General features: G+C 71.4%; 20 protein-coding genes. 7 read left to right on the top strand and 13 right to left on the bottom strand.

Translation table 11 applies throughout. The features are described from left to right. Nucleotides 1-9 precede the first annotated feature (9 nt). Nucleotides 10-1,401 carry a hypothetical protein gene (locus tag G4D86_RS04820; protein WP_163989923.1) on the bottom strand — a complete coding sequence of 464 codons (1,392 nt, stop codon included), beginning with the start codon at nt 1,399-1,401 and terminating at the stop codon, nt 10-12. A gap of 148 nt (nt 1,402-1,549) precedes the next feature. On the opposite strand from G4D86_RS04820, the gene G4D86_RS04815 reads away from it, so the two are divergent. Next, the gene (locus G4D86_RS04815) at nt 1,550-2,815 is read left to right on the top strand and encodes a phospholipase D-like domain-containing protein (protein WP_240360048.1); all 1,266 of its coding nucleotides are present in this window, start codon (nt 1,550-1,552) and stop codon (nt 2,813-2,815) included. 687 nt (nt 2,816-3,502) lie between these two features. Here G4D86_RS04815 and G4D86_RS04810 read toward each other — a convergent pair. From G4D86_RS04810 to G4D86_RS04795, 4 genes are all read right to left on the bottom strand, one after another. Continuing rightward, a complete protein-coding gene (locus G4D86_RS04810) occupies nt 3,503-3,703 on the bottom strand; it encodes a hypothetical protein (RefSeq protein ID WP_163989919.1) in 201 nt (66 codons plus the stop codon). A gap of 365 nt (nt 3,704-4,068) precedes the next feature. Next, nucleotides 4,069-4,611 (bottom strand): hypothetical protein, encoded by a 543-nt coding sequence (locus G4D86_RS04805; protein WP_163989916.1) that lies wholly within the window; start codon nt 4,609-4,611, stop codon nt 4,069-4,071. Nucleotides 4,612-4,761: 150 nt separating this feature from the next. Continuing rightward, nucleotides 4,762-6,069 carry a leucine-rich repeat domain-containing protein gene (locus tag G4D86_RS04800; RefSeq protein WP_163989914.1) on the bottom strand — a complete coding sequence of 436 codons (1,308 nt, stop codon included), beginning with the start codon at nt 6,067-6,069 and terminating at the stop codon, nt 4,762-4,764. Nucleotides 6,070-6,124: 55 nt separating this feature from the next. Next, nucleotides 6,125-7,138: a zinc-dependent alcohol dehydrogenase family protein gene (locus G4D86_RS04795; protein ID WP_205519464.1), complete on the bottom strand. Its 1,014-nt coding sequence runs from the start codon at nt 7,136-7,138 to the stop codon at nt 6,125-6,127. Between the two features lie 118 nt (nt 7,139-7,256). Here G4D86_RS04795 and G4D86_RS04790 point away from each other — a divergent pair, with 118 nt between their 5' ends. Beyond that, complete coding sequence (locus tag G4D86_RS04790; protein ID WP_163989911.1) at nt 7,257-8,171, top strand: LysR family transcriptional regulator; 915 nt, start codon at nt 7,257-7,259, stop codon at nt 8,169-8,171. On the opposite strand, the gene G4D86_RS04785 is transcribed toward G4D86_RS04790, so the two are convergent. Further along, nucleotides 8,168-8,779, bottom strand: coding sequence for a CGNR zinc finger domain-containing protein (locus tag G4D86_RS04785; RefSeq protein WP_163989908.1), 612 nt, complete (start codon nt 8,777-8,779; stop codon nt 8,168-8,170). The genes G4D86_RS04790 and G4D86_RS04785 overlap by 4 nt on opposite strands. 148 nt (nt 8,780-8,927) lie before the next feature. On the opposite strand from G4D86_RS04785, the gene G4D86_RS04780 reads away from it, so the two are divergent. After that, complete coding sequence (locus G4D86_RS04780; RefSeq protein WP_163989906.1) at nt 8,928-9,434, top strand: lipocalin-like domain-containing protein; 507 nt, start codon at nt 8,928-8,930, stop codon at nt 9,432-9,434. Nucleotides 9,435-9,440: 6 nt separating this feature from the next. On the opposite strand, the gene G4D86_RS04775 is transcribed toward G4D86_RS04780, so the two are convergent. The 4 genes from G4D86_RS04775 to G4D86_RS04760 all read right to left on the bottom strand — a co-directional run bounded on the left by G4D86_RS04775 (nt 9,441) and on the right by G4D86_RS04760 (nt 13,854). After that, nucleotides 9,441-10,052: a TetR/AcrR family transcriptional regulator gene (locus G4D86_RS04775; RefSeq protein ID WP_163989903.1), complete on the bottom strand. Its 612-nt coding sequence runs from the start codon at nt 10,050-10,052 to the stop codon at nt 9,441-9,443. A 10-nt stretch (nt 10,053-10,062) separates the two neighbouring features. Beyond that, nucleotides 10,063-12,861 (bottom strand): M20/M25/M40 family metallo-hydrolase, encoded by a 2,799-nt coding sequence (locus G4D86_RS04770; protein ID WP_163989900.1) that lies wholly within the window; start codon nt 12,859-12,861, stop codon nt 10,063-10,065. Nucleotides 12,862-12,943: 82 nt separating this feature from the next. After that, entirely contained in the window at nt 12,944-13,306 is a 363-nt protein-coding gene (locus G4D86_RS04765; RefSeq protein ID WP_163989898.1) for a hypothetical protein, read from the bottom strand. After that, nucleotides 13,303-13,854 (bottom strand): YaeQ family protein, encoded by a 552-nt coding sequence (locus G4D86_RS04760; protein WP_163989895.1) that lies wholly within the window; start codon nt 13,852-13,854, stop codon nt 13,303-13,305. The genes G4D86_RS04765 and G4D86_RS04760 overlap by 4 nt, the downstream gene beginning before the upstream one ends. An 87-nt stretch (nt 13,855-13,941) precedes the next feature. Between G4D86_RS04760 and G4D86_RS52060 the strand changes: the two genes are divergently transcribed. Both G4D86_RS52060 and G4D86_RS04750 read left to right on the top strand, forming a co-directional pair. After that, nucleotides 13,942-15,060: a hypothetical protein gene (locus tag G4D86_RS52060; protein ID WP_205519462.1), complete on the top strand. Its 1,119-nt coding sequence runs from the start codon at nt 13,942-13,944 to the stop codon at nt 15,058-15,060. A gap of 172 nt (nt 15,061-15,232) precedes the next feature. Then, entirely contained in the window at nt 15,233-15,601 is a 369-nt protein-coding gene (locus tag G4D86_RS04750) for a PilZ domain-containing protein (protein WP_240360047.1), read from the top strand. Between the two features lie 23 nt (nt 15,602-15,624). Here the strand turns inward: G4D86_RS04750 and G4D86_RS53710 are convergent, their stop codons facing one another. Continuing rightward, nucleotides 15,625-15,750, bottom strand: coding sequence for a hypothetical protein (locus G4D86_RS53710; RefSeq protein ID WP_275899096.1), 126 nt, complete (start codon nt 15,748-15,750; stop codon nt 15,625-15,627). A gap of 34 nt (nt 15,751-15,784) precedes the next feature. Here G4D86_RS53710 and G4D86_RS04745 point away from each other — a divergent pair, with 34 nt between their 5' ends. Continuing rightward, a complete protein-coding gene (locus G4D86_RS04745) occupies nt 15,785-16,696 on the top strand; it encodes a LysR substrate-binding domain-containing protein (RefSeq protein ID WP_163989889.1) in 912 nt (303 codons plus the stop codon). 12 nt (nt 16,697-16,708) lie between these two features. On the opposite strand, the gene G4D86_RS04740 is transcribed toward G4D86_RS04745, so the two are convergent. Together G4D86_RS04740 and G4D86_RS04735 are read right to left on the bottom strand one after the other, a co-directional pair. After that, nucleotides 16,709-17,602, bottom strand: a complete 894-nt coding sequence (locus G4D86_RS04740) for a sigma factor-like helix-turn-helix DNA-binding protein (RefSeq protein WP_163989886.1) — start codon at nt 17,600-17,602, stop codon at nt 16,709-16,711. Beyond that, nucleotides 17,599-20,679, bottom strand: a complete 3,081-nt coding sequence (locus G4D86_RS04735; RefSeq protein WP_163989883.1) for a tetratricopeptide repeat protein — start codon at nt 20,677-20,679, stop codon at nt 17,599-17,601. Before G4D86_RS04735 ends, G4D86_RS04740 begins: the two co-directional genes overlap by 4 nt. A 384-nt stretch (nt 20,680-21,063) precedes the next feature. Between G4D86_RS04735 and G4D86_RS04730 the strand changes: the two genes are divergently transcribed. Then, on the top strand, nt 21,064-21,909 hold the full coding sequence (locus G4D86_RS04730; protein WP_163989880.1) for an urease accessory protein UreD: 846 nt from the start codon (nt 21,064-21,066) through the stop codon (nt 21,907-21,909). The last annotated feature ends 15 nt before the right edge of the window (nt 21,910-21,924 follow it).

Here is a 21,924-nt window from a genome sequence, read left to right as displayed (position 1 = left end):
GCGCGCCTCCTAGTCCCGCATCACCTGCGCGGCCTTCAGCAGGCGCACCGTCTCCTCCGCGCCGGGGGCCTTCTTCTCCACCAGCGCGCGCAGCCGCGTGGCCACCTGCGGGGTGAGCGACTCCATCAGCGCCTGGTGGAGCGCCTCCCGGCCGAAGCCCGGACTCTCCAGCGACGGGCCGAGCAGCTCCAGGGCCCGCCGGTCCTTCAACCGCAGCAGCGCCGCCGTGGCATCCGCGCGGGCGCGCGGGCACTTGCGCGCGAGCTGGTACGCCGTGTCCGCCGCTTCCCGCCCCTTCACGAAGCCGAGCAGCTGCACGCCCGAGCCGCCACCCGTGTCCCGGCAGAACACGGTCTGGAGGATGGTCGCCTTCGCCTGCGGGTGGCCCTGCCGCGCCGCCGCCTCCAGCTCCTCCTCCTGGACGAAGGCGTGCTCCACCTTGAAGGTCACCTTCAGCGGGACGGTGAAGCCCGCGTTGACGAGCTTCGCCGCCAGCCGGTTGCGCTGGTCCTCGGGGTAGCGCTCCAGGTCCTTCACCGCGCGCGCCCCGGCCGCCTGCCGGCTTCCCACGGCAATCCACTGGTCGGTGGCCACCGGCACCAGCAACTCCGGCAGGTACCGGCCGCGCTCGGCCACCGCCTCGTACAGCGCCACCGCGCAGCCCGGGGCCACCTCCAGCGACTCACCCGGCCCGGCACGCACCGGCACCCGTAGCTCGTCGTTGGAGCGGGACCAGCCATTCGCGGTCGCCGTCCCCGTTGCCAGCAGCTCCACCCACCGGGCGTCGACCTGCGAGGGCTCCTGGCACGTCTTCGCCTCCCGCAACGCGCGGGCCCGCTCGGACAGCGCCTTCAGCGGCTCGCCCAGCGACGCCGCCTTCGCTCCCTGCCGCATCACCGTGCACTGCACGAACGACTCCGCCCAGAGCACGAGCCAGGGCTCCTTCTCCCCGGCCAGCCGCTCCACGGCACCGGGCAGCGCATCGGGTATGCCGTCCGCGGCCAGCAGCGCCAGGGCACGGTCGAAGGGCTCCGCCGACGCCTCGGCGCGCTGGCGCAATTCCGGGGACTGCACCAGCAGCTTGAGGGCCAGCTTCGAGGTCTTCTCCGGCAGCCGGGACTGCCCCAGCTGCCCGCCCATGCTCATCATGTGCACGGCGAACATCGGGCAGGGCCTCGGGCCGGCGGCCAGCGCCAGCGCGCGCTCCTCGCCGCTCACCCGTGCCAGCTTCACCAGCACGTCGTACGCGGCGGCGCCGCCCTTCAGCAGCACGGCCTCCGCCCCCTCGCCCTTCCCCGGCTTGTCCAGCGTGTACGCGGCCTGCCACAGCGCGGCGTCATCGGCAGCACGCGCCGCGCCCGCGAGCACGAGGAAGGCGACGAGGAACGAGAGGCGGTGCATGGGACCTCCTGCGGGGAGCCGGTGACGCGTCGACATCGTACACCGGGGTCCGCGGCGCCCCTCTGGCATTGGCACGTTTCAAGTGCTTTACCCGGAATCCACACCTTCATCCCGTAGCACGGCGGCGATGAACCTCCGGGAGAGCACCATGCTTTGGAAGTCCGCTTCGCTTCGGCGAGCACTCGCCATCGTCCTCTGCACGTCGGCCGTCATCGGCTGCGAGCCGCCACCCTCCGAGCCCGACGTCGGTGACGCGGACCTGGGCACGCTCCAGGGCGGCATCCGCTCCGCGTCCGGGACGCTGGGCGGCAAGCTCGTGTGGGCGCATTTCAACAACCCGCCCGCGTACAGCGGCCGGGATTACACCATCACCGACGAATTGAAGCGGCTCATCAACGAAGTCCCGGCGGGCGGCACCATCCGCGGTGCCATCCACTCGCTGAGCATCGACGGCGTCGCGGATGCGCTGCTCGCGGCGCAGAACACGCGCGGCGTCACGGTGTACCTGGTGCTGGACGGAAAGAATGCGCCGTCCACGGACCCGGCGGTGAACACCATCCGGCAGGTCGCCAACACGCGCTTCTGCACCAACTCGAGCGGGGGCGGCGGCTGCATCAGCACCACGTCCGCCAGCAACATGCACACGAAGATGTTCACGTTCAGCGCCACCAAGGACCCCAACGGGGTGCTGCGCCCCTATGTGTCCTGGTTCGGCTCGGCGAACCTGACGTACACGAGCGGCACGGACGCGTTCAACAACACCCTCACCGTGTACGACGCCGTCACGCTGTACGACGGCCTCAACGCCAACCACTCCGACATGTGGAACCGGCGCCACTACGCCGGCAACGACTACTACGACTCGGCGAGTGGCCGGGGCTACTACCTGACGAACCCGGCGGACGCGTACGCCTCGCCCGAGGCGGCGGGACAGACGGACACCATCGTCACGCGCCTGAATGACGTCACGCCGGATGGTAACTGCCGGGTGCGCATCGGCATGGCCTTCGTCACCACCGGGCGGCCCGAGTTGCTGGCGCAAATCAAGCGCATGAAGGCCGGGGGCTGCGCGGTGTGGATGGTGGTGAGCGGCAACTCGACGGACGGCATCGACATGTCGCAGTCCGTCTACAACGAGCTGCTCGACGCGGGCGTCGCCATCCACCGCCGCGACAAGGTGCACGACAAGTTCTTCCTCGTGTACGGCAAGTACGGCTCCAGCTACGCGTACCGCGTCTACTCGGGCTCGCAGAACTGGTCCCAGGACGCGCTGAGCGAGAACGAGGAGCTCTTCGTGAAGATGGCTCCCGAAACGGGCTCCGTGCACCCGATGTACGACGCGTATTACACGCACTTCAACGACGCCTATAACGGCGGCGTGACGTGCACGCGGAGCAACTACCCCTGCCGCTGAGGCGGTTGCCCGCTCCGCTCCCGCGTGTCGTCCGTCACCGTCATCTCCCTTCCCGGACGCGACGACCTCCACGAGCCGCCGCGACGCTTTCGGGCGTCGCGGCTGGAGACCGCGCGGGGAAGTGCAGACATCACCGCCCCTCTACGGATGGCGACGGGCCTGCTGCCCTGGAATCGGCCACAGGCCTCTCGCCCGCCAGGCCTGACCTGCCCCCTGGAGATGCACCTGCGGGAGCCCCTACCGCCTCGCGCATTTTCACGGAGTGGCAATACTCCAGCAATCGCGCACTTCTTCCCCATGTCCCCACCCCTCCGGGCGACCCGCCTCGCGGAAGGAACGTTCATTCCGCCGCGACCCCTTCCCCGAGGGGGGGGGTGATGTCGACTGAGTGGGGGGCCTGACTTCCCGGTCGCGGGGTCTGGCTGCACGGCACTCCGCCCCGCACGCACCGCGGCATGCGAACCGAGGTGGCGTGCCCTGATCCTCTGGCTTCGGGGCTTGCGCACTCCGTCTGCGCAGCAGGGATGGTCGAGCACAGACGATAGGTTCCGGTGGCCCGTGCGGCGCGGCAGCTCGTCCAGCACCAGCGGGACGAGTTCGCCACACCGCCCGGAGCCCCATGGTGCGGCGTGAGCCCGAGAAGTCCTCCGGCGAAGGGCCCGCACCGCCCTTCGCCGGAAGCGCCCGTCACGACACGAGCACGGGCCTGCGCCGCTGGCGTGTGGCGGCGCACGCGGCGCAGACACGCAGCTCACGGGCAATCTGAAGGCCCGTGCCTCCCGGGTCGTCATTCCACTTCACGCGCCGGCCCTGGGCGTAGCGCTGGGTGCTGGGGCGAGCGGGGAACTCGGTGAGCCGCGTGGCCACGGTGACGAGCTGGCTGGACACACCCGGACCCACGGACTTCTGACACGACTGACAGCGATACATCGGAACAGCCGAGGGAACGACGAGCCCGCGGGGTGGCTGAATCCCCGAGGGACGGGTGACCGGCCGCGATGGACGGCCGGAGTGACTCCGTGCACCTTCCGAGACACGAAGGACGCACGAAGCCGGCAAGGCCCTCATGGCCCCGCGAGCGTGCGAGCTGGGAATGGGAACGACGCGAGCCGCTCACGCCGTGCTGCCACGAGGAGGCGGCGCCGGGAGGCTTCAGCTCAAGCTGTAGAGGAGTTCACGCGAGAGGCGCTGCGGCGCCACGTCGAGAGGATGCGCGCAAGGTAACGACACCTCGCGCGCCCGTCAATCCCTCGTCACAACGTGAAGTTCATCACCACGTCCACGGTGCCGGTGGCGCCCGAGGACTCCAGGGCCAGCAGGTGTGCCTGCATGGTGCCCTTGAAGCGGTACGACACGACGGTGCCGCTGTCGACGTAGACCTCCACCTGCGTGAAGGTCAGCGTGCAGCTCCCGCGCAGCGACACGCCCGCGCGGGGGTCCTCGTAGTACGGATACCAGGCCTTGCCGCCGTCGCGGACCGTCACGGCGCAGTCCACCTCGGAGGTGGGGCCGACGAAGTCCCCCACGAAGGGACGGCCATTCGCGTTCGGATGTATCTGCACCAGGGGTTTCGCGCCCGTCCCTGTGTCCAGGGTGAGGCTGAAGTCGTCAGTCGTCTCCCTGTAGGTGAGCGACGCGTTGCGACACACGGGCGTTCCCGTCACCGCACCCGAGACGGTGATGTCGCAGACCGCCTGGGGCGGTGGCTCCTCCTCCACCAGCGCCCCGCCCGCTCCTCCGCCACAGCCCATGAGCAGCGCCGTGCTCAGCCACGTCAGTCCAGGGATTCTTCGCATGCGAGTCTCCGCCGCCAGGAAAGTGCGGCGGAATCTACCCTGGCCCCACAGCCGCTGGAACTGCCCCCCGATTGCGCCCCTCAGCTCAGCTCGCGCAGGTTCGTCTGCGCGATGCGGGTCAGCGCCACGACGCGCTTGTAGTGCACCGGCTCAGTGCCCCACGTGCAGCCGTCCAGGAGGCAGCGCCGCCTCCAGTCGCTTCACCTCCGGCTCGGGGACGCGGTCCAGCCCCAGCTTGAACTGCTTGAGCCGGGCGAGCGGCGCGAGTCCCCCCGGCAGCGCGGACAGCTCCCCCTGGAAGAAGCCGGCGTGCGTCAGCTTCGGCATCCGCCCGAGCCCGTCCACCAGGAGCTGAACCCGGCCCGGCGTCGTCTTGAAGAAGCGCCAGAACCAGAGTTTCTTCAGCCGCGGCAGCCGCGTCAGCACCTCGGGGAAGCCCTCCAGCGCCATCGCGTCCAGGTACAGCTCCTCCAGCGCCTCCAGCTCGCCGAACGCGTCCGGGAGCCGGGTGAGGTTGTTGCAGTAACGGAGGCTCAGCTTCTTCAGCGCGGGGAGGCGGCAGAGCTCCACGGGGAGCGTCGTCAGCGGCAGGCTCTCCAGGCTGAGGCTCTTCAGCGCCCGCAGCTCACCGATGCGCGGGGAAATCTCCGCGATGTCGTTGGTGTCCAGCGTGAGGCTCTCCAGCCCGGTGAGGGAGAAGACCTCCTCGGGGATGGCCTTCAGCTTCTTCTGCGCGAGCCCCAGTCGAGTCGCCTTCTCGCCCCGCGCCGCCTTCTCCTTCACGGCGGCGATGGCCTTCTCCACGGGACCGAGCCGGGTGTCCGCCAGCAGGGGCTGCCCCGCGCGCAGCTTCGCGAGAAGCCCCTTCTTGTCCACCGTCGAGTCGGTGACGTCGCCCTCGTCCTCGTCCTCCACGGTGAAGGCACCTGGCAGGAGCGCTTCGTGCGGCTCCAGCTTCTTTCGGGGCTTCTCCGTCGCGGTGAGCTTGTCGCCCACGAGCACGTCCACATCCAGCGGGCCGTCCACCCGGAGGTGGTGGTGCTGCTCGACGAGGGCACGCGCCTTCAGCCCACCGCCGACACGGAAGACGTCATCCCCATACGAGTCGCCGAAGAGCAGTCCCCGAATCCGGACGTTGCCCGCGATGAACATGGCGGAGAACGTCGCCACGTTCTCCACCTCCAAATCTCCCAGCACCACCAGGAGGGTGTGGTCCGCCGCGTGGCCGTCCTCGAGCAGCCCCTTCAGCCGGACGCTGCCGGAGACGACGAGCGGCCGGGGGCCGATGACGAGCGAGTCGGCCTCCAGGTCTCCCTCGTGGAAGAGGACACCCTTCCCGGAGACTCCCTGCCACCAGGAGGCCAGTTCGTGTCGCCACCCGGGCGTCCCCGCCGCTTCCACGCGGGCCCACACTTCTTGCGCGGGCGCTTCCCGCCCCCAGTCCTGCTTCTCCGCCATGTTCCGGTGCTCCCTTCCGGGAGCCATCACGCCATGGAACCGCTGCGAGGAACAGTCAGCGGACGCGGACGACGAGCTTGCCGAAGGGCCCGCGGTCCAGGTGCTCCAGCGCCTTCGGGAACTCCGCGAGCGGATACACGGTGTCGATGACCGGCTTGAGCGCGAGCGCGTCCACCGCGCGCACCAGGTCCTCCAGGCCGCGCCGGTGGCCGACGAAGATGCCCTGGATGATGCCATGCCGTTGCATCAGTGGCACGGTGGGGAAGCGCACGTCGAAGCCCTCGAACACGCCGATGAGGGAGATGCGTCCACCCGGCGCCAGCGCCTTCGCGGAGCGGCCAAGGTTGTCGCCCCCGACCAGCTCCAGGATGTGGTCCGCGCCCTGGCCCCCGGTGAGCTCCAGCACCGCCGCGTCCCAGTCGGGCGTGTGGCCCCGGTGCAGGCCGTGCGCCGCGCCCAGCGCCTTCGCGCGGACGAGCTTGCCCTCGTCCCCGGACAGCACGATGACCTTCGCCCCCATCGCGGAGGCGAGCTGCACCGCGAACAGCGACACACCGCCCGTGCCCTGCGTCACCACCGTCTGTCCCGGCAGCGGCGCGCCCGAGCCCATCAGCGCCGTCCACGCGGTGAGCCCCGCGCAGGGCAGCGTGCTCGCCTGCGCGTCGTCCACCGTCGTGGGCGAGGCGACCAGCCAGCCTTCCGGCATGGCCACATACTCGGCCAGCACGCCGGGGGCCGAGGCGCCCAGGCTGCGCATCTGACGGGGCGGCAGCCCGTCCACCCAGTCCGTCTGGAAGTTGGCGATGACTCGCGCGCTCTCCTGGAAGCGCCGCGCGCCCGCGCCGGTGGCCACGATTTCACCCGCCATGTCGGACGTCGGGACGAGGGGCCCCGTCATGCCCGCGTAGCCTCCGCCATCCAGCAGGAGCTTCTCGCGGTAGTTGAGGGAGACGGCCGAGACGCGCACCAGCACCTCGCCCGCGCCCGGCTTCGGAATCGCCACGTCCGCCAGCCTCAGGTGCTGCCGGCCGGGCTGCTCCAACTGCCACTGCTTCATCGTGCCGCTCATCGTCCGCTCCGGTTCATGCGTGAAAGCCGCACGCCGGATATAGAGACGCGTCCCCGTCTCCAGTGGCGACACTTCGTCGACTCACTGCGGACAGGGAGGCACCAATCGGAGCAGCGTCATGACGGACCGACTCAGCGGAGTGCTCACCTTCGTCCAGGCCGTGGAGGCCGGCAGCTTCGCGCTCGCCGCCGAGCGCATGGGCCTGTCGCGCTCGGCCATTGGCAAGAGCATTGCCCGGCTGGAGGAGCGGTTGGACACGCGCCTGTTCCAGCGCACCACGCGCCGCCAGAGCCTCACCGACGACGGGCAGGCCTTCTACGAGCGCTGCGTGCGCGCGCTGGCGGAATTGGAGGCCGCCGAGGCCGCGCTGGACTCCGGCCGCCGCGCCCCCACCGGCCGCCTGCGCGTGAGCATGCCCGTGCTGTTCGGCCGGCACTGCGCGGCGCCACTGCTGTGGGAGCTGTCTCGCGAGCATCCGGGGCTGGAGGTGGAAATCTCCTTCAGCGACCGCGTGGTGGACCTCATCGAGGAGGGCTACGACATGGCCGTCCGCGTCGCGCCGCTCGCCGACACCGCCAACCTGACGGCGCGCCGGCTGGGGGTGCAGGAGATGGTGGTGTGCGCCTCACCGGCATACGTCGCGAAGCACGGCAGCCCGCGGACGCTGGACGAGCTGGCGCGGCACCAGGCCGTCGTCTACGGCCGCAACGGCGTGTCCAAGCAGTGGTGTTTCCCGGACGGCCAGGGCGGCATGAGGCAGGTGGCCGTGCCGTCCCGCCTGCGCCTCGACGACGTGGAGACCATCGCCGACGCCGCCGTGCAGGGCGCCGGGCTGGCGTGGCTGCCGTGCTGGCTCGTCGGGGAGCGCCTGCGCAAGAAGCAGCTCACCCTGGTGCTCCGGGACCTGCCTCGCTACGGCAATGAAATCTTCGCCGTGTGGCCGCAGAACAAGCACCTGCCCTCGAAGGTGCGCACCGCCATCGACGTGCTGGTGGCGCACATCCCGGGGCGGCTGAGCACCGTGCACCGTTAGCGGCCGTCCTCCCGCTGCCGGCGGCGGAACTCCTCCACCTTCGCCTTGTTGCCGCAGCCAGACATGGAGCACCAGCGCCGCTGGCCGGAGCGAGAGGTGTCCACGAAGAGCAACGCGCAGCCCTCCCCCTCGCAGTTGCGGATGCGCTCCGCGAGCGGACCTCCGAGCAGCTCCACGCCGTCCCGCGCCACCGCCGCCAACAGGGAGCGCACGCCGCCGCTCGTCCAGGTGAGCCCCTCGGACCCGAGCTGCGGCGCCGGAGGTGGCTCCGCCGCCCACCGGTTCACCAGGGCCCGGTCCTTCGCGTCGAAGTCCTCACCGCTCACGCTCGCCCGCGCCAGCCGGTAGAGAGCCTCCCGGAGGTCTCTCGCCTGGCGCAGTTCCTCGTCCGAGGGCTTCGGGTCCTTCGCCGCCAGCCCCGCGGCCACGAGCCAGCGGCCCAGGTCATGCGGAGTCGCGAGCAAGTCACGCGGCTCGGCCTTGAGCCGCGCGGCCAGCGACGCCGGCAGGTCCAGGGCCAACCGGCCGGAGCGGAACTTGAACCCATCTCGCAGCTCGCCTGTCGGCGCCACGTGCGGTTCCGGGGTGGGACGTTTCGAGCGTGACATGTGCGTCATCAGCAAATCATGAAACCGGATTGACAGGTTACAGATTCCAGCCCATATCCATGCCACGTAACCCGTCAATACGGTTACTTGACTCCACCGGCACCGTCCGCTCCGTGGACGGCGGCGGACTGCTCATGTGAGGCACCTCATGCACCTGTCCCGAAGCATCACCCTCGCCGCCGTGTCCCTGCTGCTCCTGGCCGCCGCCCCGCGAGAGAAGGTGTCCGCGAAGGAGCTCGTGGGGACGTGGACGCTGGTCCTCTGCGACAACGTGTACCCCGACGGCCGGCGCGTGCAGCTCTACGGCGCCCAGCCCCAGGGGTTGCTCATATTCGACGGCCAGGGCCGCTACTCCCTGCACATCCTCCGCGCGGGCCGCGCCCGGTTCGCGTCCAATGACAAGAGCCAGGGCACGCCGGACGAGTACAAGGCCACGGTGCAGGGGAGCAACTCGCACTTCGGCCGGTACACGGTGGACGGCGCGGAAGGCACCCTCACCTTCCACATCGACCACGCCTCGTTCCCCAACTGGGAGGGCACCGAGCAGCGGCGCACCTTCACGCTCACCGGCGACGAGCTGACGTACACCGTTCCCGTTCCCACGAGCGGCGGTGCGGCGGCCACGGGCGAGGTGAAGTGGCGGCGCGCGCGGTAACCGCCCTCACCGTCGCCGCAGGTAGCGCAGCAGCAGGGTGACGAGCTCCTCGGTGAGCGCGCCGCTCGCGAGGTCTCCGGGACGCTCGATGACGCCCCGGTGGATGACGGCGTGCGCGACGGTGTCCACCATCCACAGGGCCCGCTCCATGTCCTCGACGCCCACGGAGAGGCGCTCGAACACCTTGCGCGCCTCGGCGAGCACGGGGTCCTCCTCCGGCTGGCCCACGCGCGAGACACGGGCCGGCAGCTCCTCCGTGAGCGCATGGTGGAGCTTCGGATTCACCGCGTGCGCCGCGACGCCCATGGAGACGAGCGCGCGCACCGTCGCCTCCAGTCCCTGGCCTCGCAGCTCCGTCATGGCCTCGCGCATGGCCACCTGCTGCGCCTCAACGTGGCGGCGACGCACCTCCGCCACCAGCGCCTCCTTGCCGGGGAAGAACTGGTACAGCGACGCGATGTTGACTCCGGCGCGCTCGGCCACGCGGTTGGTGGTCAGCTTCTCGTAGCCGTCGCGCACCAGGAGGTCGGCGGTCGCCTGCACCAGCGCGTCCACCGTGGCGCGCGAGCGCTCCTGGGTGGGCGTCTTCCGCGGCGCGAGCTTCGTCCTGCGCGGCATGGGGCCTCCCTCACCGGGGCCGCTTGCTCTCCTGGAATGTCACCTCCAGAGGCACTTCCTTCCCGTCGCGGAGGACCACGGCCCTCACCGTCTCGCCGGGCTTGGAGGCGTTGAGCACGAACATCAGGTCCTCCACGCCACCAATCACGCTCTTGCCGAGCCGCACGAGGATGTCGCCGCGCTTCATGCCCGCCTGGTCCGCCGCGCCCCCGGCCCGCACGCCCGCGAGCAGCATGCCCTTCTGTCCGTCCGGCGGGCCCGCGTAGTCCGGCACGGTGCCAAGCGAGGCGTTGAAGCTGCGCATGTCCCCACGCGGCGCGGGTGACGGCACCTTCCGGTAGGTGAGCGCCGTCTTCCCGTCCAGCGACAACGCGACGGTGGAGACGATACGCGCCACCCGCTCCGTGCCCGCGATGTTGAGGGTGTCCACCGTGTCGGAAGGCTTGTGGTAGTCCGAGTGCGCCCCCGTGAAGAAGTGCAGCACCGGGACGCCGGCCGCGTAGAACGGCGAGTGGTCGCTGGGGCCATAGCCGTCACCGCTGGGCGTGCAGGGCACGCGGGCCTGCTCGCAGGCGGCGGCGATGAGCGGGCCCCACTCACCGGCCGACTCGGCGCCCAGCACCGTCAGCCCGCCCGCGCGCAGCCGGCCCACCATGTCCAGGTTGAGCATGGCCGCGATGTCCTTCATCCCCGCGTCGCCGCGCTGCCGCGTGAAGTACGTGGACCCGAGCACGCCTGTCTCCTCGCCGGAGAAGGCCACGAAGAGCACGTCGCGCTGGAGCTTCCCGCGCTGCTCCACGAGCGTCCGCGCGATTTCGAGCAGGCCCGCGACGCCGGAGGCGTTGTCGTCCGCGCCGCCGTGCGGCTCGTGCCGGTCCGGCGCGAGCGAGAAGCGCCCGCCCAGGCCCAGATGGTCATAGTGCGCGCCAATCACGATGGCACCGGGCAGCTTCCCCTCGCCCGCCGGGAGCAGGCCCACCACGTTGAAGGCGTCACGCTTCTCGAAGTCGAGCCGCGCCTCGACGCGGGCCTCGACGCGCTTGCCCCGCGTCAGCGCATCCATCAGCGGCGCCAGGGCCGCGCGCTTCACCACCACCACGGGGATGCCGGCGTCGCCGTGGCCCTCGGGCGACAGGCCGGGCAGTGACGCCTCGGACGGCAGCTGCCAGTCCTTCTGGGGCGGCGTGGGGGCCTCGGGCCAGTCGACGACGAGGAGCGCCTTCGCGCCCCGCTGCGCGGCGACCCACGCCTTGTAGCGGAGGTCCCCGAAGCGCCGCTGCTTGTCCGCGTCGGAGAAGTTGGCCGTGTCCGGCACGAAGCGCCGCACCACCACGAGCTTCCCCTTCACCGACTCCTTCGCGTAGTCGTCCACCTTCAGCGACGGCTCGACGATGCCGTAGCCGGCGAACACCAGCGGCCCCTGCGCCACGCCCTGCGCGGAGAACCCCAGCACCGTGTACGCGTCCGCCGGCACCACCGTCCCGCCGAGCGTCACCTGCGTGCCCGCGCCCGGCTTCACCGCCGTCGTCACCGGGAACACCTGACGGAACGTGCCGCCGTCCCCCGCGGGCGAGAGGCCCAGCGACTGGAAGCGCTGCTCGAGGTGCTGGCCCGCCGCCTCCAGCCCGGAGGTGCCGATGCCGCGCCCTTCGCGCTCCGGGGCCGCGAGGAAGGTGACGTCCTGCTTGATGCGGTCCGCGGCCGAGGCCTCGGTGGCGGGCTTCGCGTCTTCCACCCAGCGCGCCAGGAAGAGGTTGGTGTCGTTCTTCCCGGGCGCGGTGGCGCGGTTGCTGGAGAACGCCAGCCACTTCCCGTCGGGGGAGAACATGGGGAAGCCGTCGAAGCCGGGGGCGTGGGTGATGCGCTCCAGGTTGGAGCCGTCGATGTCCACCGCCCAGATGTCGAACTCGCGGCCCTTCGGGTCGCCGTAGTTGGACGAGAAGAGGATGCGCCGCCCGTTGGGATGGAAGAAGGGCGCGAAGGAGGCGGCGTTGAGCCACGTAATCTGCTTCGCCTCCGAGCCGTCCGCGTTGGCCACGTACAGCTCCAGCTTCGTGGGCCGCACGAGCCCCCGGGCGAGCAGGCCCTGGTAGTCCTCCAATTCCTTGCCCGCGTGCGGGCGCGAGGCACGCCAGACAATCTTGGTGCAGTCCGCGTTGAAGAACGCGCCGCCGTCATAGCCGGGCGTGTGCGTGAGCCGCCGGACGTTCTTCCCGTCCCGGTCCATGCGGTACAGCTCCAGGTCGCCATCCCGCACGGAGGTGAAGATGATGGAGCCGTCCTTCCCGCAGACGGTGCCCTCGGCGTCGTAGCCCGGCGTCTCCGTCAGCCGGGCCAGCTCGCCGCTGCCGTCCGCGTGCGTCTTGAAGATGTCGTAGGTGTCGTAGAGCGCCCAGACGTAGCCCATGGAGTGGTCCGGGCGCGGCGGGCACGCCTCGCCGCCCAGGTGCGTGGAGGCGTAGATGAGCTCCTGGTCTCCGGGCAGGAAGTGCGAGCACGTCGTAGCGCCCTTCCCGCTCGACACCGGCGTCACCGTGGGCTTCGCGCCCGCCGCCGGGTCGATGGCCATGCGGTAGATGCGGTCACACCCCATGCCCTCGTGCCGGGCCTGGAGGGAGAGCTGCGTGCCGCCAAAGGACCAGTAGGCCTCCGCATTCTCCCCTCCGAAGGTGAGCTGGCGCAGGTCGGCCAGCCGCACCTCCTGGGGAAGCGACGACGACGAGGTGGCCACGGGCTCCGGGGTGGGCACGGTGCTCGGCGGCGTGGCGCAGGCAACGAGGACGAGACAGGGCAGGAGGCAACGCTTCATGGGGGAAACCATCGCAAAGCCTCCCGCGCAGCTCAATCATTGCCTGAGCAACTCGATTGCATCCAGGTGGGCCCGCTGTGTCCTACCCGCCTTCCACGTCGAGCAGCGCCGCGAGGAACAGGGAGTAGGTCAGCTCCGCGACGGGCCGCTTCTCGCGGCGGGCCTGCGTCCGCAGCGCCTTGGGCAGCGAGCACGGCTTGCCGCGCTCACCATCGCGGAGCTGCACGTAGCCCCGCTCGGAGTAGCCGAGCACCTGCCATCCCCGCTGACGGAGCGCCTGGCTCAGGTCATCGGTGAGCTGGTGATGGAGGGCCTTCGCCGTCGGGTGCAGGCCGAAGATGTCGTTGGACCATCTCCCCTTCTCCTCTTCGCGCCAGCCGCGCGCGCGCAGGTAGTGGGCCTTCCGGGCGAGGGAGAGCCCTCCGACATGGCGCTCCAGCTTCACGGGGTCGCGCGGGTGATTGGGCCGTCGAAGCTCTGCCCCTCGCACTCGACATAGGCGTGGTCGCCGACGAAGGTCACCGACAGCTTGATGCGCCGCGAGTCGAACTGGGAGAGCTCACGCAGCAGGTCCGCATCCACCGCGATGAGCTCCGCCCTGGAGACGCGTGTCGCCTTCGCCTCGCGCGCCTCGGCGAGGAAGGCCTCCATTCGCTGGGCGGACTCGAACACCACCGCCACCTTCGCGTGCGGGTTCTGGTCCACGGCGCGCTGGACCTTCAGCGGGTCCGCCTTCCCCACGCGCACCCAGCGGGTGACGAGGCCCGTGTAGTCGCGGCACTCGATGTCCGGCGAGTCGGGCTCGGCCAGGCCCTTGCCGAACGCCAGCCGCTCCTCCCACAGCCAGCAGAACGCGAGCACCCGCAGCCACGCGCGCTGCATCGTCTCCGACGGGTGGCGCGCGAGCTTGATGACCAGCGTGGGTTGGTCAATCGAGCGGTCGACATGACTCAAGGCGACCTGGAAGTCGTACAGCGTCGGGACGAGGGTCATCAGGGCGTGCGGTATAGCCCATCCCCCGGGTTGTCGGTGTGCGGCCGCCTGGAAGAGACTGCCGGCCGTCCACACCCCGGAGGCCGCATGGGAATCGCCGAGCGCAAGGCCGCGAAGCAGTTCGAGGAGATGCACTACCCGAAGCTGAAGAAGGACATCGACGCCGCCGCCCGCTTCGACGTGCCGGTGGAGATGGACTGGACCAGCCTCGCCGCCGAGGGCTACGAGCACCTCTACGAGGAGACGTGGCCGAAGGTCTACTTCGCCCCGCTCATCGGCGCGCTGCGCGCCATCAGCCAGGATGACCTCGGGCGCGAGTCGCTCCAGGGCTCGCTCAAGCGCGTCGTCATCCGCAACAGCGCCGGCAACTCCTCCGCCTCCAGCCTGGCCACCTTCCGGGACGGCGTCCTCACGCTGGACCACGAGCCCGCCACCAACGTGGACGAGGTGGAGGACCGGCAGCAGGCCATCCAGAAGGCGCTGGAGGCCGCGCCCGAGCTGCCCAACGTCTATGGGACGAAGGACCCGCTGCGCGCCTTCCTCGACTGGGAGGCGAAGGGCCTGGACGCGACGCTGCAGGCGGTGCTCCGCATCGCCTGGCGCCAGCAGGCCGGCATCCCCCTGGTGCTCCCGCGCCTCGGCCTCTCCCTGCGCAGTGGGCGCAGCGTGAACGGCTTCGTGCGGGAGATACTGGAGGACCGCCGCGAGGGCCGCGCCGTGCTCCTCTACGTGCCCTCCGAGAGCGGCGTCCCCTACGACGAGGCCATCCTCATTCCCGTGGGCACCATCGAGGCCATCTCCATCCTCGACATCCCCGCCTTCGGCGCGCTCAGGCGCGACTCGGTGCCCGTCCCCTCGCTGCTCCAGTTGCGCCGCCAGCTCGCCGCCGTGGAGGCCCGCGTGCGCGCCGCCACCGAGACGTCCGTCACCCTGGGCCTCGCGCCCGGCGTCGACGCCACGAGCGCGGAGGAGCTGCGGGCGCTCGGCTTCCTGGCGGAGCGCGCCCGCGAGGTGCTGGAGGCCCTGGTGAAGGACGACGTCGGCCGCGCCACCCTCCGCGAGAAGGTGAAGCGCATCCACCTGCGCACGGACAAGCACGCCTCCGTGGCCCTCACCGACGGGACGCTGGAGCTGGTGACGGGACGCCGCCCCGTGGACTGGCACACCCGCGCGGAGCTGGAGAAGGCCGTCGAGGCCGCCCTGTAACCAGCCAGGCAGGCCCTGGGTCCGAGCCACCGTCGTCAGCTCAGACCCGGGGCGGCCCGGCTGAAACATCAGCGACGGATTTCCTAGCAGATGTGGGAATCCCTTATGCTCCTCCAGGTTGTCCGGGAGGTGCGCCGGGCACTCCCCCGGAGAAGGCCGCATGAGGCACAGCGTGAGCGAGAGTGACTCCCCGTCGGACCGCCGCCGCTTCCCCAGGCTCGCAGCGCCGCTGTATGCGCGCCCGGCGCGACTGCGGCGCGTGGACTGGCGGCAGCAGGTGCTGGACGCCAGCCTCGGCGGCATCCGCATCTACTCCGACGAGGAGTACACCAAGGACAGCCCCCTGGAGCTGGACCTGTTCCTCAAGGACGGCACATCGCTGAGCTGCGTGGCACGCGTGGCGTGGACGAAGAAGCTCCCCGACGGCGGCGTGGCCCGCTTCGAGCTGGGCCTCGCCTTCACCGACGCGTCGCCCGACATGATGGACCAGCTCAAGACGGTGCTCGTCCCCGAGGACGAGGGCAGCCCGGACTCGCCGTAGCCGCCCCCGCCTGCTTCACCTGACTAGCGCCCCAGCCCCTGCGCGACTCGCTTGCCGTAGTCGGCGTCGCACCAGGTGATGAGCTCGTCCCGCTCCCAGTCCTGGAAGGCGATGGCGTGAAGATGCGCCTTCGGGGCTGAGCGCTCCAAGACATCGGCTGGATGGAGTCGATAGCCTGGGGCTATGAACCTCGCGCCCCATCCCTTCACCTTGCGCCAGCTCCAGTACGTGGTCGCGGTGGCGGACTCGCTGAGCTTCCGGAAGGCGGCGGAGCGCTGCCATGTGTCCCAGCCGTCACTGAGCGCGCAGATTGCCCAGCTCGAGGGCGTGTTGGAGGTGCAACTGTTCGAGAGGGACCAGCGGCGCGTGTTGTTGACCGCCGTGGGGGCGCAACTGGTCGAGCGTGCGAGGCGGCTGCTCGTGGACGTGGAGGCCCTCACCGAAGCGGCCCGGCGGGCGGGTGACCCGCTCAGCGGCACCCTGCGGCTGGGCGTCATCCCCACCGTGTCGCCCTACCTCCTGCCAGCGGTGACGCCCGCGCTGCGCAGACACTTCCCCCGCCTCACCGTGCGCTGGCTGGAGGACAAGACGGAGGTGCTGACACGCGAGCTGGAGCGGGGCGGGCTGGACGCCGCGCTCGTCGCGCTGGAGGCGGACCTGGGCGACGTGGAGTCGGCGGTGCTCGCGGAGGACCCGTTCTTCCTCGTGACGCCGAAGGACCACCCGCTGGGCCAGAAGAAGGGCGCGGCCTCTCCTTCGGAGCTGCGCGGGCAGGACGTGCTGCTGCTGGACGAGGGGCACTGCTTCCGGGAGCAGGCGCTCGCCCTGTGCTCCAAGGCACGCGCGCATGAATTGGAGTTCCGCGCCACGAGCCTGCCCACGCTCACGCAGATGATTGCGTCGGGCGCGGGAGTCACCCTGCTACCGGCGCTCGCGGTGGCCACGGAGGTGAAGCGCTCGGAGCTGCGGGTGCGCCCCTTCGCGGACCCGGCGCCCAAGCGGACGCTCGCCCTCATCTGGAGGAAGCGCTCGCCCTTCACCGGCGCCCTGCGGGAAGTGGCCGGGGCCATGAAGGACGCCTGGCCCCGGAAGTAGCGCGGCCGGCCGTCAGTCCAGCAGGCGGTTGAGACTCAAGTCCAGCCGGCTGCGCACGAGGCCCAGCAGGCTCTCCAGCTCCGAGCCCTCCAGTCGCATCCGCGCGGCCAGCTCCGCGCGGGTGAGCTTCAGGAGCCGCTCACGGGCGTGCGCCACCTGGCGCTGCATGCCGGAGCGCGACTCACCGTACAGCGCGGAGAGCCGGTCCATGGTGAAGCCGTGGAGGTGGTGCAGCCGCAGGAGCGCGCGCTCGCGCTCGGGGAGGGACGCGAGCACCTTGCGCAGCACCTCGACGAGCAGCTCGCGCGAGTCCTTGCGCACCAGCTCGTGCTCCGGGTCCCCGGTGGACAGCATCTGCGCGAAGGCTTCCGGAGGCTCGTCGAAGAGCTCCTGGCGCCCGTCCCGGTGCGACAGCTCGCCGGCGATGCGCACGCCGGTGATGCGCACCCATGCCACGAGCGGACCCCGGCCGGAGTAGTCCGCGATTTTCGGAGGCGCATCGCCCCGGCCCATCAGCAGCCGCGCGCGGAGGACCTGGAGCACCTCGTCCACGGTGGCGCGCGGCAGCCCGCCCAGCTTGGGCGGCACCTTCTGGAGGACGTGCTGGTCGAAGGCGCGCAGGGCCTGCGGGTTGCCCTCCGCGCAGGCGCACGCGAGGTACAGGTCCGCGCCGTGCAACTGGCGCAGCACGTCCGCCGTCGCCTCGGCCGGCAGGTGCCGGGCCACGTGGCGCAGGTAGGCCTCCACCGGGAGCGCCACCGTGGGCCATGCGGCCCGGGCCGCCGCGAGGTGCTCGGCCAGCAGGGCGTCCAGGCCCTCCACGGCCGCCACCTGCGCGCGGCGCTCCAGCGGGACGTACGCGCGGAGCACTTCGGCGAGGGAGTCGGGTGTCGGGGTGTCACTCATTGCAATCCCTCACGTCGCTGCCAGGCCACGACCTTCTCCAGCTCCGGGCGGGCCATCAGGCCCAGGGCCTTGAAGCGGCTCCGGGCCTCCTCGGCCAGGGCGGCCGCGCGGGCGCGGTCCGGAGGTTTCAGCGCCCGCAGCGTCCTGGCCAGGACGAAGGTGAACCAGGCCGTGTCCATGCCCTCGAAGGAGGAGGTGCCCAGGCGCGCGCGGGCGCGCTCGACGAGCGGCAAAGCCTTCTCGGGCTCGCCCAGCAGCAGCCAGGCCTCGCCCATGCAGCCCCCGTCCCTGGCGACGTCCAGGGAGTCCGCGCCCCCGGCGCGCTCGTGCATCGCCAGGGCACGCTGGCAGCGCGCGAGCGCCTGTCGTGGCGCGCCCGTGCGCTGGTCCACCGCCGCCAGCTGCACGAGCACCGTCCCCGCCAGGTCGCTGTCGGTGCCCTGGCCCTTCTCCACGAGGGCCTGCAACCGGAGGAGGTCGCGCCGCGCGTCCTCGAAGCGCCCCACCCGGAGCCAGGTATTGGAGCGGTGGAGCAGCACCGTCGCGATGCGCGGCGAGTCCGGCCCCAGGGCGCGCTCGAAGTGGTCCAGGGACTCGCGGTAGAGCCCGAGGGCTTCCTCGATGTGGTCCGCGTCGCTGACGAGCCGCCCCAGGTTCGACAGCGCCTCGGCCGTCTGGGGGTGGTCCAGGCCATGCTTCTGTTTGGCGAGCTCGAGCGCCCGCCGCTGGAGCGCCGTCGCCTCTTCCGTCTGGCCCAGGATCCGCAGCCGCAGGCCCAGGTTGGCGAGCAGGGACGAGCGTGCCTGCTCCGGCGCCCCTGAGGCCTCGTGGATGGCGATGGCCCGCCGCTGGGTGGCGATGGACTCGTCCGCCTTGCCCATGGCCGCATAGATGTTGGAGAGGCCGTTGAGGCAGGTGGAGAGCAGCGGGTGGTCCTTCCCCAGGTGGTGCTCGTACAGCGCGAGCGCCTGGAGCTGCAGCGCCATCGCCTCCGGGTACTTCCCCACGCGGTGACGGGCACTGGCGAGCCCGGAGAGGAACCGGGCCATGCGCAGGCTGTCCGGGGCATAGGCCCTGCGCGCCAGCTCCACCCCCCGCGTGATTTCCACCTCCGCCTCGACGTACTTCCCCTGCCCTATCAGCACCAGGGTCAGCCGGTGATGCAGGTCCGCGGCGATGCCCGGAAAGCGCTCGCGCCCCAGGCGGTCCACGGCGGCCTGGGCGTGCTGGACGATGCGCTCCACGTCCGCGGCGCGCGCGAGGTCCACGCCCACCACATAGATGAGCGAGGTCCACGCGCGTGCCGCCGTCTCGTCGTCGCGCCCGGCCTCGGCGGCGAAGACGGCCTTGTAGAGGGTGTCCTGCGCCTCCTTCGGCTTGCCGCTCAACTCCTGGAGTTCGCCATGGGCGAGCAGCACCTCCGCTTCGAGCGGCTTGTAGTCCAGGCCCTGGATGTCCCCGAGGAGGGTGGACGTGAGCCCGAGCCCCTCGCCGTACCGCCCCGCGACGCGCAGGGCCTCGACGTCCGCCAGCGTGCGACGGAGCGCGTCCACGCGAGGGCGGAGCGCGTCCGGCGGCTGCGGGCGGGTGGACAGCTCCGGAGCATCCCGGCACCCCCCCAGCCCCTCGAGCGACGCGGTGAGCTGCCCCGCGTTGCGCACCGCCTGCGCATCCGCATTCTTCAGCACGTCCGTGACGGCGGCGAGCTGCCACAGCCGGGCATCGAGACAGGTTGCCGTCTGCCACGCGTTGCTCGCGGGCTGCTCGTGGGACATGACGCAGGCCTCGGTGCGCAGCTCGCGCCACTGCGAGGCGTGTGCGTCCAGCATCCCGGCCACCTTCTCCCAGACCTCGGCCGCGGCCGGCGCGCCCGTGGCGAGGAAGGCCGCGCGCACCTGCTCCCGCCGCGCGGGCCCCCACGCACCCTCGAGCTTCTCCGTTTCCTGCGCGCAGCGCGCCTCGGTCCGGTGCGACACCGAGTACGCCACGCCAGCGCCCAGCAGGCAGGCCGCACCGGCCAGCGCCGCCACCCGGGTCCACACACGCCGGGGCGGCGGAGTGAGCGCCGCCAGCAGCGGCTCCATGGACGGGTGGCGCTCCTCGGGACGCGGCAGCAGTCCGCGCAGCACCGCGCGGCGCACCCAGGCAGGCACCTTCGTGCCAGGGGCCACCGGGCGCACCCGGCCCTCCAGCGCGGCACGGGCCACCTCCTCCAGGCTGCCGCCCTCGAAGGGGCGCACGCCGTAGAGCGCCTCGTGCAGTGCCACGCAGAAGCTGAACTGGTCCGACAGCGCGTCCGCCCGCCGGCCGCCGAGCAGCTCCGGAGCCATGTATGCGGGCGTGCCCAGCAGCGCGCCCGTGCGCGTGAGGGGACTGGCGGTGGATGAGGCCACGCCGGGGCCCGCGGACGCCGTCCCCTGCCCGCGATTGAGGGGACGCGCCATGCCGAAGTCCGTCACCCGTGCACGGCCGTCCCGCCCGACGAGGACGTTGGCGGGCTTGAAGTCGCGGTGCACCAGACCCGCCGCGTGCGCCGCCGCCAGCCCACGCCCCGCCTCGGTGAAGATGCGCAGCACCTCCTGCCAGGAGCGCGGCTGCTTCAGCCACTCCGCCAGGGTGACGCCGTCCACCAACTCCATGGTCAGGAAGACGCAGTCGCCGTGCGTGCCCACGTCGAACACGGAGACGACGTTGGCGTGGGAGAGGCGGGCCAGGGACTGGGCCTCCAGCACCAGGCGCTGCCGAAGCTCCTCCACCTGGCGTCCCTCGGGGCGCAGCACCTTGAGGGCCACCTGGCGGTCCAGCTCCGGGTCATAGGCCGCGTACACCACGCCCATGGCCCCGGCGCCGATGCGCTCCAGCACCACGTACCGCGACAGCGTGGCGCCTCGCTCCAGCGGCGCGGCGGACATGTCCGGCCCCACCGTCGAGACGATGGAGTCATCCCTTGCCGCGGCCAGGGCCCGCTGACAGTCGGCACAGCCTTCGAGGTGCGACAGGACTTCGGCCCTCTGCTCGGGTGGCAGCAACCCCGCCAGCAGGTCGCTCAACGTCGTCTCGGCCGGGCACTCCGTCATACGGTGGCAAGCGTACCAGCATTCCAGAGCCGGCCTGTCCGACGGTTGCGTGGCGGAGGTGGCTGGGAGGACGGAAACTTCTGGGACGGCGACATGGACGCTGGCTCCTCATACGTGGAGCCCCCCGACGTCATTGCTTTGCACGCCCCCGAGGACTCGCCATGCCTCCGTCAATCCGAACGCGTCCACCGCCGCCGCAGAAATCCAGCGCCGCGCGCGAGAGGCGGCCGAGGCCGCCGCGCAACAGGCGGCCGAGATCGCCCGCCTGGCTGCGGAGGTACAGGCCAAGCTGGCCGAGCAGTCGATGAAGGAGAGGGCCTCCACGTCGCGATGAAGCCATGACAGGCGTTGTGCGCCGGCCGGGCATGCCGCAGGCTCGCCGCCATGAATCCCCACACGCCCACGGAGGCGCCCTCCCGCACCGGACGCGCCGGCTTCGCGCGGCTCGCCTTCGAGCGCGTGGGCCCGCGCACAGTGGTGCGCACCGCGCTCGCCCACAGTCCGCTGCGGCTGCTCACCCCGCGCAACCACGGCCACGCCGCGTGGGCGTACACCTCCTCGCTGGGCGGCGGACTGGTGGACGGGGACCATGTCTCGCTGGAGGTGGACGTGGCGCCGGGCGCCTCCGCGCTGCTGTCCACCCAGGGCGCCAACCGCGTCTACCGCTCGCCCAACGGCTGCCGCAGCGAGCTCACTGCCCGCGTGGAGAAAGGCGCGCTGCTCGCCGTGGTGCCGGACCCCACCGTGTGCTTCACCGGCGCGCGGTACGCGCAGGCCTTCGACCTGCGGCTCGCCTCCGGGGCCTCGCTCGTCTTCGTGGACCTCGTCACCTCCGGCCGCGACGCCAGCGGCGAGCGCTGGGCCTTCACGCACTACACCTCCACGCTGCGCGTCTGCGTGGACGGCCGCGCCCGCGTGGATGAGCGCTGGCTGCTGGACCCGGCACACGGACCGCTCCCGGAGCGCCTGGGCCGCTTCAACGCGCTGGCCTCCGTGCTGCTCCTGGGCCCGGCGCTGACCTCCGCGCGCGAGTCGCTCTCCACCCAGCTCGCCGCGCTGCCCGTGTCCTCCCGCGCGGCGCTGATTCCCTCTGTCAGTCCCCTCGGTACCGACGGCCTGCTGCTGCGCGCCGCCGCCGTCTCCGTGGAGGAATTGCTGCGCGCCACCCGGGCCTGGCTGTCCTTCCTGCCGCCCCTGCTGGGCGACGACCCGTGGGCCCGCCGCGTGTAGGCACCAGACGCGGCG

The organism is Pyxidicoccus caerfyrddinensis (assembly GCF_010894405.1).
GTDB classification, from domain to species: Bacteria; Myxococcota; Myxococcia; order Myxococcales; family Myxococcaceae; genus Myxococcus; species Myxococcus caerfyrddinensis.
This window is presented reverse-complemented; position numbering and strand designations above follow the sequence as displayed.

Excerpts from the sequence above, each read along its gene's own strand:
- G4D86_RS04820 (WP_163989923.1), bottom strand. The coding sequence starts at position 1,401 with ATGCACCGCCTCTCGTTCCTCGTCGCCTTCCTCGTGCTCGCGGGCGCG.
- G4D86_RS04815 (WP_240360048.1), top strand. The coding sequence starts at position 1,550 with ATGCTTTGGAAGTCCGCTTCGCTTCGGCGAGCACTCGCCATCGTCCTC.
- G4D86_RS04805 (WP_163989916.1), bottom strand. The coding sequence starts at position 4,611 with ATGCGAAGAATCCCTGGACTGACGTGGCTGAGCACGGCGCTGCTCATG.
- G4D86_RS04800 (WP_163989914.1), bottom strand. The coding sequence starts at position 6,069 with ATGGCGGAGAAGCAGGACTGGGGGCGGGAAGCGCCCGCGCAAGAAGTG.
- G4D86_RS04795 (WP_205519464.1), bottom strand. The coding sequence starts at position 7,138 with ATGAGCGGCACGATGAAGCAGTGGCAGTTGGAGCAGCCCGGCCGGCAG.
- G4D86_RS04790 (WP_163989911.1), top strand. The coding sequence starts at position 7,257 with ATGACGGACCGACTCAGCGGAGTGCTCACCTTCGTCCAGGCCGTGGAG.
- G4D86_RS04785 (WP_163989908.1), bottom strand. The coding sequence starts at position 8,779 with ATGTCACGCTCGAAACGTCCCACCCCGGAACCGCACGTGGCGCCGACA.
- G4D86_RS04780 (WP_163989906.1), top strand. The coding sequence starts at position 8,928 with ATGCACCTGTCCCGAAGCATCACCCTCGCCGCCGTGTCCCTGCTGCTC.
- G4D86_RS04775 (WP_163989903.1), bottom strand. The coding sequence starts at position 10,052 with ATGCCGCGCAGGACGAAGCTCGCGCCGCGGAAGACGCCCACCCAGGAG.
- G4D86_RS04770 (WP_163989900.1), bottom strand. The coding sequence starts at position 12,861 with ATGAAGCGTTGCCTCCTGCCCTGTCTCGTCCTCGTTGCCTGCGCCACG.
- G4D86_RS04760 (WP_163989895.1), bottom strand. The coding sequence starts at position 13,854 with ATGACCCTCGTCCCGACGCTGTACGACTTCCAGGTCGCCTTGAGTCAT.
- G4D86_RS52060 (WP_205519462.1), top strand. The coding sequence starts at position 13,942 with ATGGGAATCGCCGAGCGCAAGGCCGCGAAGCAGTTCGAGGAGATGCAC.
- G4D86_RS04745 (WP_163989889.1), top strand. The coding sequence starts at position 15,785 with ATGAACCTCGCGCCCCATCCCTTCACCTTGCGCCAGCTCCAGTACGTG.
- G4D86_RS04740 (WP_163989886.1), bottom strand. The coding sequence starts at position 17,602 with ATGAGTGACACCCCGACACCCGACTCCCTCGCCGAAGTGCTCCGCGCG.
- G4D86_RS04735 (WP_163989883.1), bottom strand. The coding sequence starts at position 20,679 with ATGACGGAGTGCCCGGCCGAGACGACGTTGAGCGACCTGCTGGCGGGG.
- G4D86_RS04730 (WP_163989880.1), top strand. The coding sequence starts at position 21,064 with ATGAATCCCCACACGCCCACGGAGGCGCCCTCCCGCACCGGACGCGCC.